This is a genomic window from Vibrio genomosp. F10 str. 9ZD137 (assembly GCF_049974785.1).
GTDB lineage: Bacteria > Pseudomonadota > Gammaproteobacteria > Enterobacterales > Vibrionaceae > Vibrio.
In genome coordinates this window covers 1-7508 of the sequence record NZ_JBNGCJ010000621.1, presented here as the reverse complement: position 1 = coordinate 7508, position 7508 = coordinate 1, and the positions used below count along the sequence as shown (strand labels likewise).

The 7508-nt window shown below is 42.4% G+C and carries 6 protein-coding genes and 2 pseudogenes; 7 read left to right on the top strand and 1 reads right to left on the bottom strand.

Features of this window, described 5'->3' with window-relative positions; all coding sequences use genetic code 11:
* The 7 genes and pseudogenes from ACP45E_RS15080 to ACP45E_RS15050 all read left to right on the top strand — a co-directional run.
* A pseudogene (locus tag ACP45E_RS15080) lies at positions 1-984 on the top strand (TRAP transporter large permease); the annotation flags it as partial.
* Between the two features lie 165 nt (positions 985-1149).
* The gene (locus ACP45E_RS15075; RefSeq protein ID WP_017033448.1) at positions 1150-2505 is read left to right on the top strand and encodes a cache domain-containing protein; all 1356 of its coding nucleotides are present in this window, start codon (positions 1150-1152) and stop codon (positions 2503-2505) included.
* Positions 2498-3136 carry a response regulator transcription factor gene (locus tag ACP45E_RS15070; RefSeq protein ID WP_017033447.1) on the top strand — a complete coding sequence of 213 codons (639 nt, stop codon included), beginning with the start codon at positions 2498-2500 and terminating at the stop codon, positions 3134-3136. The genes ACP45E_RS15075 and ACP45E_RS15070 overlap by 8 nt, the downstream gene beginning before the upstream one ends.
* A gap of 424 nt (positions 3137-3560) precedes the next feature.
* On the top strand, positions 3561-3779 hold the full coding sequence (locus ACP45E_RS15065) for a hypothetical protein (protein WP_017033446.1): 219 nt from the start codon (positions 3561-3563) through the stop codon (positions 3777-3779).
* A gap of 158 nt (positions 3780-3937) precedes the next feature.
* Positions 3938-4537 carry a tRNA (pseudouridine(54)-N(1))-methyltransferase TrmY gene (gene trmY, locus ACP45E_RS15060; protein ID WP_017033445.1) on the top strand — a complete coding sequence of 200 codons (600 nt, stop codon included), beginning with the start codon at positions 3938-3940 and terminating at the stop codon, positions 4535-4537.
* A gap of 187 nt (positions 4538-4724) precedes the next feature.
* The gene (locus ACP45E_RS15055; RefSeq protein WP_017039102.1) at positions 4725-5714 is read left to right on the top strand and encodes an ABC transporter substrate-binding protein; all 990 of its coding nucleotides are present in this window, start codon (positions 4725-4727) and stop codon (positions 5712-5714) included.
* A complete protein-coding gene (locus ACP45E_RS15050) occupies positions 5711-7048 on the top strand; it encodes a diguanylate cyclase domain-containing protein (RefSeq protein ID WP_017039101.1) in 1338 nt (445 codons plus the stop codon). The genes ACP45E_RS15055 and ACP45E_RS15050 overlap by 4 nt, the downstream gene beginning before the upstream one ends.
* Positions 7049-7181: 133 nt before the next feature.
* Here the strand turns inward: ACP45E_RS15050 and ACP45E_RS15045 are convergent.
* Positions 7182-7508, bottom strand: a pseudogene (locus ACP45E_RS15045) (DEAD/DEAH box helicase); the annotation flags it as partial.

Below are 7508 nucleotides of genomic sequence, written 5' to 3'. Positions count from 1 at the left end.
TGAGCCGCTCTTCCGATCTCTACCGGTGTGGTCGGAGCGTCAGTCGTGGCGATGGGGCTTATCTCACTCCCTGTCATGCTTAAATACAATTACGATAAAGGTCTTGCGTGTGGAACCATCTGTGCCTCGGGTACGCTTGGTCAAATCATTCCGCCTTCGATAGTGCTGATTTTACTTGGTGATGTATTGGGTGTCCCTGTTGGTGACTTATTCAGTGCTGCGATTGGCCCTGGTTTTGTTCTTGTTGGCGCTTACATTGTTTACATTCTTATTTACGCCAAACTCAACCCTGAATCTGCGCAATCGATGGAGCGAGATGAGTCGATTAGCCGTAAAGATGAAGTGATCACGGCGTTAAAAGCGGTCATCCCGCCATTGGCTTTGATCATCGTTGTACTAGGGTCAATTTTTGCGGGTATTGCTACACCCACTGAATCGGCTGCTTTAGGCGGTGCTGGTGCAATAGTGTTAGCAATTCTGTACAGACAATTTAGCTTTTCAATGGTTTATGAGGCAGCGAAAGAGACCGTTAAAGTGACGGCAATGGTCTTTGCTATTTTGCTAGGTGCAACGGCATTCTCTATGGCCTTCACTTACACTGGCGGAGATTACTTAGTCGAAGAGTGGATGCTTCAGTTACCTGGCGAAAAATGGGGCTTCTTAATCATCACAATGGTTGTGATTTTAATCCTCGGTTTCTTTATCGACTTTGTGGAAATCTGTTTCATTATTGTTCCTATTATCGCACCTGTCGCTGAGATAATGGGCATTAATATGACGTGGTTTGCTATCCTAGTCGCGATGAACTTACAAACCTCCTTCTTAACGCCTCCATTTGGTTTCAGTTTATTCTATTTGAAAGGGGTTGCACCTAAAGGAGTAACCACCATGGATATTTATCGAGGGGTGATGCCATTTATTGCAATCCAAATTGTCGTACTGATGTCATTGTTACTATTCCCTGGTTTCTATGGCATGTCTTAATAGCAGGTTAATTTGTGTCAGTGAAGAGTTCGTTGGCGGATTCATCCGTGAGTTTAATGATTAGATGAAATAGTGTGATCGCTTAAATTCAACCTGACGTGACAAACTGTTACAGTAGAACGGCTTATCAAGTTTTGATAAGCCGTTTTTCTATGAGGAAAAGGAATGCCTCTAAAAGCTAAATTAATATTATTAACGCTTATCCCGCTGCTACTGGTTACCGTAAGCATTAGCTGGATCTCTATTTATCAAGCCCAGAAACTCGGCGAAAAAGAAGTCGAAATTTTTTATGACCGTCTGATCGCGGCGAAAGAGAGTGCGCTAAAGGACAGTTTGGATCTTGCCTTCGACGCAATTTCTTATGTCTACAATAACCCTGACCTCTATGAAGCCGAAGCAAAAGCAGAGGTTAAAGCGATACTCACTCGACTTCGATACGGCACCGACGGGTACTTTTTTGCGTATGATGAAAATGGCATTAACCTGGTTCACCCTATCCAGCCAGACCTGATCGGTAAAGACTTACTGCATATTCAAGACAGCGATGGAGACTTCCTTATTGAAGCCCTCATTTCTCAAGCGAGGAGAGGGGGAGGATTCCACCAATATTTGTGGCAAAAGCCTTCGACAGGGGAAATAGTACCCAAACTGAGCTACGCGAAATGGCTAGAGAAATGGGACTGGATGATTGGCACTGGCCTTTATATTGAGGACATCAGTCAAGAAGTCGCGACGATGCAATCGGCCGTCCGGAACAATATAGAAACGACGTTTTTCACGGTTATGGTGATTCTAGCGGTGACGGTTGCGGTGATCATCGTGCTGACACTTGCGATTAATTTGCATGAGCACCGGTTAGCGGATAAAAACCTGAAAGAACTTGTTTATCAGACGGTGATGTTTCAAGAGGATGAAAAGAAACATCTTGCTAGAGAGCTACACGATGGTATTAATCAGCTGTTAGTATCGAGTAAATGTCATCTAGAGTTACTTGGGCATAAACTTCAAGATCAGTCACTTAAAACGCATGTTGAGAAATCTCAGCAATCGTTGATGTCGGCAATTAATGAAGTGCGTCATATTTCTCATCAGTTACGACCAAGCGCTCTTGATGATATTGGTCTTGAGGCTGCTCTGTCCGCGTTGTTACAAGACTTTCGATCTCATTCGGGTGTGGAGATTGAAACCGTATTTGATATGCAGAAAGGGAAGCTGAAATCAGAGGCGGCAACAACACTGTATCGAGTCACTCAAGAATCGTTAAACAATATTGAGAAACATGCCAACGCAACTAAGGTAACGGTTGTACTCCAACAAATGGGCAGTATGCTCCAACTCATGATTCGAGATGACGGCGTAGGATTTCTGGTTAATGGTATCCTAAAGACACGTGGCATTGGTTTAAGGAATATGCGGGAACGAGTCGAGTTTATGGGCGGAGATTTTGAAATGATGAGCGAACCCGGTTTTGGGACGGAAATAATCGTATTGCTGGATTTAGATGGATTAGTTTATGAATGAAATTATTAGAGTCGTCATCGTTGATGATCACCAGGTCGTATTAGATGGATTCATCGCTCGATTGGAATTAGAAAAAGATATCGAGGTGATAGGCACAGCGAGTAACGGAATTGAAGCCATTGATAAGGTCAGAGATCTAAAACCCGATGTCGTTCTAATGGATGTGAGCATGCCTTTAATGAATGGCATTGACGCAACACGTCTGATTAGAGAAGAGTTCCCTGACGCCAAGATCTTGATGCTGACGATGCACGATCAGCGTGAATACATTATGAAGGTGATGCAAGCTGGAGCGGTGGGTTATATGCTAAAAGAGATCACGGCGGAAAAGATGGTACAAGCAATCAAGACTGTTAATCAGGGGTCGACTTACTTCTGTGAAACCGCTACTCAAACTCTATTTTCTGAAAATGTGATTCCGTCAAGCAGCACCGTCAGCCCATTGAGTCGCCGAGAAGAGGCGGTATTAAAGCTCGTTGCTCAAGGAAACAGTAGCAAAAAAGTCGCGCTTTTGCTCGATATTAGCTGTCGTACGGTGGAGACTCACAGGCAAAATATTAAGCATAAATTGGGTCTCAACTCGACCGTAGAGCTTGCTAAATACGCAATTGAAAATGGCATCATCGAGTAACCGAGAGTCATGTTTACGGTCAGTATGTTTGGTTCTACTTTAAAGGATATTCAGTTCACTCGTGTTAACTTCAATGGGTGCTTATTTCAAAGAGCATAGCTCGATTCACCATTCTTTCTTCGCCCTAAACCTTTACCAGTGACTATAAACGGGTCAATCAAAGGGGCGTTTGTGCCTCTTTTTTGGCACATTTACCTCCTGTATTCATTCGCCTTTGCGGACATATCGTCATTTCATTGTCATCTTATGTTCATCACTCGCCTGATACGTTGAGATCGACAGATTTCATTTACAGACGTCATTCAAAGATAGCCTGCTGGTGAGTGTCATACATATTAATGCTGATTTTATATACAGTATTTTATTGTAAAATCTCAATCAGCTTCTATACTGTTTATAGGTACAGTGTTAATTGAGGTGAGATATGTTGTGGGAAACCTTAGAGCGAGTGAATCGCTTACGACAAGAAGCTTTAAGCAACCAAGAGTTCATCGATTCAGCAAAAGAGCATGAACATGCTTTGCGAGAGCAAGAGTGCACCGATAAAAAAAAGCGCTCTAAGAAGCAAGCACGCAGTAAATCACTAGCACAGGTCTATCAGCAAACCGAGTTTAGTTTTAACCCATCGGGGATTGAACATTAGTTGCTTTTTATTTAAGCGCCATCAGTTAAGTACAATCCGCCAGGCACTATTTAGTCGGAGTCTAATAGGTTAGGGCGTGATCTCTATGGTATCCTTTGTGCCCCGTTTACTGGATAGCAATAACGATATTGCTATCGCATTTGCCAAAGAGTACCAACATGAGAGCATTTGTTGTTCGAGCGCGAGCCGCTTCAACTGATAAAAACACATTCCTAGCCTCTGTAGGAGAAGAAGCACATACCGAAATTTTGGCTCATGTGTTGATGAATGCTATTTTTACCGCTCAATCACACCGAGATGATGTTGAGGTGTATTTAGTTCTCGAAAGTACTCAAGACTTTTCTCGAACAGTTCGTTTTCAATCCAGTGAACTTCACAATATTGGTGGATTTCACGAACAAGCGTTGATCAATATGATCGCCCGTGCGCTTGATGCTTCGGTTGGCATGACAAAAGAGCAATTGCGCCAAGTTGAATCAGGTATTAGTGTTGAAACCGTCAGTTTTGAGCGTTTAATCCAGCGCTTAGCCGAGTCTTATCAACTCTACCTACTTGATAAAAAAGGTGACTCTGTACGAGATATTGAACTTGCTCACAATGCGTGTTTTTTGCTGACCGATCATATTCCCATGCCAAAGAAATCTTGGAATAGCCTGAAGCGCTTAAACACGCAAAAAATAAGCTTAGGGCCCAAAATGCTGTTTGCTTCCCAGTGCATTGTCTTGATCCAAAATGAATTGGATATCCAACTCGGCTAAACGTCTATACCGTTAAAGAGCCATCAATGTATTTATAGGCACTACACGTTAACCGAGGTAGTGCTTTTTTGTGATGATCCTAGCCAAATGAGCAGATACCTACTATTTGCGCCAGCGAGGACCGCAGTATCTACTATATTTATCCTATCCAATAATGAGAATTTTCGTTGGCGTAGGTTTTAAATTAATGAAGATAAAAATAGGCCTCGGCTTTATGTTTATTCTACTGACTGCTCTTGTATTTTTTATCCAAGACAGCAGTTCTCGTGTGGTGCCCAATTCTAGTCCGATTAAAATTGCCGTTTCCCAAACGCCTTTATCCTCTCCTTTTATTATTGCTCAGCATCTCAAGCTATTTGATCAAAAACACATCAATGTAGAGTTTGTCCCTTGTTCAGGAGGGGTCGCTTGCGCCAAAGCTCTATTTAATAATGAAGTCGATTTTGCCACGGCTTCCGAATCAGTTGTTATGTTTGAGAGTTTTAAACACGATGATCTTTCTGTACTGACGAGCTTTGCTGAGTCGGGTAATGATTTGAAGTTGTTGGCATTAGGCGAAGGTAAAATAACGTCTATTAATGAATTGGAAGGGAAGAAAGTGGGCGTTGTAAAAGCGAGCGCCAGTGAATTCTATTTTGATTCATTGCTTATTGCTCACAATCTAAAGCGCGCTCAGGTTCAACGTGTTTATTTAGCGCCGAATGAACTTAACAATGCACTGATCACAGGAGGGGTAGACGCTATATCTGTTTGGGAACCTTATGGATATGCCGTTATGTTAGAGTCGCCCGATATTATTAACTTGGGTTTAGAAGGCGTGTACAACTTAACATTTAACCTTTTGACTCGGTCCTCGTTAGAAGAACAGCATATGACCAACTCTGTCATTATTTTGGAACAGCTGAACACAGCCATACAGTGGATGCACGCCCAGCCAGAGCAAGCAAAAAGTATTGTGGCGAAAGCATTGAATATCCCTAGAACACAACTCGATTGGTCTTGGCAAGATTACACATTTCGACTTTCTATTGGCAATGCACTGTTATCAAACTTGCAGCTTCAAGCTCGGTGGGCGATAGAGACCGAGTTAGTAGAGCGGGCGTTACCAAACTATCGACGCGTACTTTCACCTAAGGCTTTGGAGCATGTCATGAATAGAACAGTGAGTTATGAATGATGAATTCTATTCTCCACAAGTTAAGTTTTTTGGCGGTTAGCGCATTCTTACTGGTGGCGCTGGTGAGTGCATCATTACTGAATATTAGAGATAAACACCAATTGGGCGATAGCCAAATGAAAACGATTCTTGAAATACAGTTGCGTGTTGATATGTTGAGAAGCCAGCTTTGGGTTTTTTTGCAACGTGGTGATCAAGAAAGCTTAGAGGAAGTGTATATAGCCCAGCAGAACCTTGCTAAAAACTTAAGCCAGCAAATGGATTTCCCAGCATCGATTGGTAACTTGAAACGGATGAACCACAGCCTAGCGGTTTTGTTACGCCAAGAGATAAACTTATATTCATTGTCAACGTCATTGAGCAACACGACAAACTCAAGCCCAAGTCCTAATGAGGAAGCGATTCTCCTTTTACACTCTCGATATAATATGATTGTTCAAACGATGGAAGAAGAACTGTTTCATCTTCAAACGAATGTGCTTAGCAAACAGAGTATCCACAATGAAACGTCGATTGTAAAAACCGCGCTAATATTATTGTTCTTCTCAATAATGGTTGCGGTTTTAGCGCTGCTCATTTTAAAGCAGTTTAGGATCGGGTCGAATGTGATTAAATCGGGAATTTATAAGCTATCAACCGGCGATTTTTCAAGCCGTATAGTCCACCCTAAATTAGATGAAGAGTTTGCCATCATTGTGAACTTTTTTAATGAGATGAAAGGGTCACTTCAAGAGCACACCGTGACAAAAGACCAGTTAGAGAAAGAAATTCAACTAAAAACCTCAACCTTACGAAAACAGACCGAACAATTGCAGTATTTGTCTGAGCGTGACTCACTGACAGGGGTTCTCAATCGAAGGGCATTCCATGTCAGCTTGGGAAAAGCGATGGGTGCAGCGTCGAACTCAGAGAATAAAATCGCTATCATCTTTATTGATTTGGATAAATTTAAACTGGTGAATGATACCAAAGGCCACCTAGCAGGAGACAAGGTACTTTTGACGTATGCTACTCGATTGAAGCAAGCAAGCAGACCGACAGATATCATCGGTCGCCTAGGCGGCGATGAATTTGCTATGTGCTTAACGTCACTGAACAGTACAGATCGGATTGAGTCAATACTACAAGGGTTACTGACCGAGTTGGATAAGCCGATTGCACTCGATGATGAGGATGTATCTGTCACTAGCAGTATTGGTGTGAGCATTTATCCCACAGAGTCTGAGAGCCTAGATGAACTATTGGATTTGGCGGATAAAGCGATGTACCAAGCTAAACAACAGAGTAGTAGTGCCTATCATGGACAGTTTGTGAAGAACGTAAAAGCGGGATAAGGTTGATTGATACAGTGACGAATGCTTGACGTTTAGCAGCAAGGAATATTCATAATAAACGGTGAAAATGCTCACCGTCTATTATTCGATAGTTTCTTAACGCATTGTTTAATCGCTACCGTCACAAAACCGATTAGCGATGAGTAGAGTTTTGCTCAGGTTTTTTAAATTGGCGACGACGTTTAGGTTTATTGGTCGCACTTTCGGTGCTGTTACCACCAACATGGCGCTTATTTTTTCCTGCTGGCTTATGACCACGAGCGTTGTCCCCCGAGCGCTGACCATCGGCATGGTTGCTTTTCGGTTTCTTTGGCTTTTTCGGTTTAATCGGTCGAGTGTCCAATTTCGATTCAGGTAGCGTATTCGTTGGTTTAAATCCTTCTAGCTCATGACGAGTAAGAACTTGTTTAATCAAACGTTCGATACCAAATAAATCAATGGCTTCATCAGCACACACTAA

Excerpts from the sequence above, each read along its gene's own strand:
- ACP45E_RS15075 (WP_017033448.1), top strand. The coding sequence starts at position 1,150 with ATGCCTCTAAAAGCTAAATTAATATTATTAACGCTTATCCCGCTGCTA.
- ACP45E_RS15070 (WP_017033447.1), top strand. The coding sequence starts at position 2,498 with ATGAATGAAATTATTAGAGTCGTCATCGTTGATGATCACCAGGTCGTA.
- ACP45E_RS15065 (WP_017033446.1), top strand. The coding sequence starts at position 3,561 with ATGTTGTGGGAAACCTTAGAGCGAGTGAATCGCTTACGACAAGAAGCT.
- trmY (WP_017033445.1), top strand. The coding sequence starts at position 3,938 with ATGAGAGCATTTGTTGTTCGAGCGCGAGCCGCTTCAACTGATAAAAAC.
- ACP45E_RS15055 (WP_017039102.1), top strand. The coding sequence starts at position 4,725 with ATGAAGATAAAAATAGGCCTCGGCTTTATGTTTATTCTACTGACTGCT.
- ACP45E_RS15050 (WP_017039101.1), top strand. The coding sequence starts at position 5,711 with ATGATGAATTCTATTCTCCACAAGTTAAGTTTTTTGGCGGTTAGCGCA.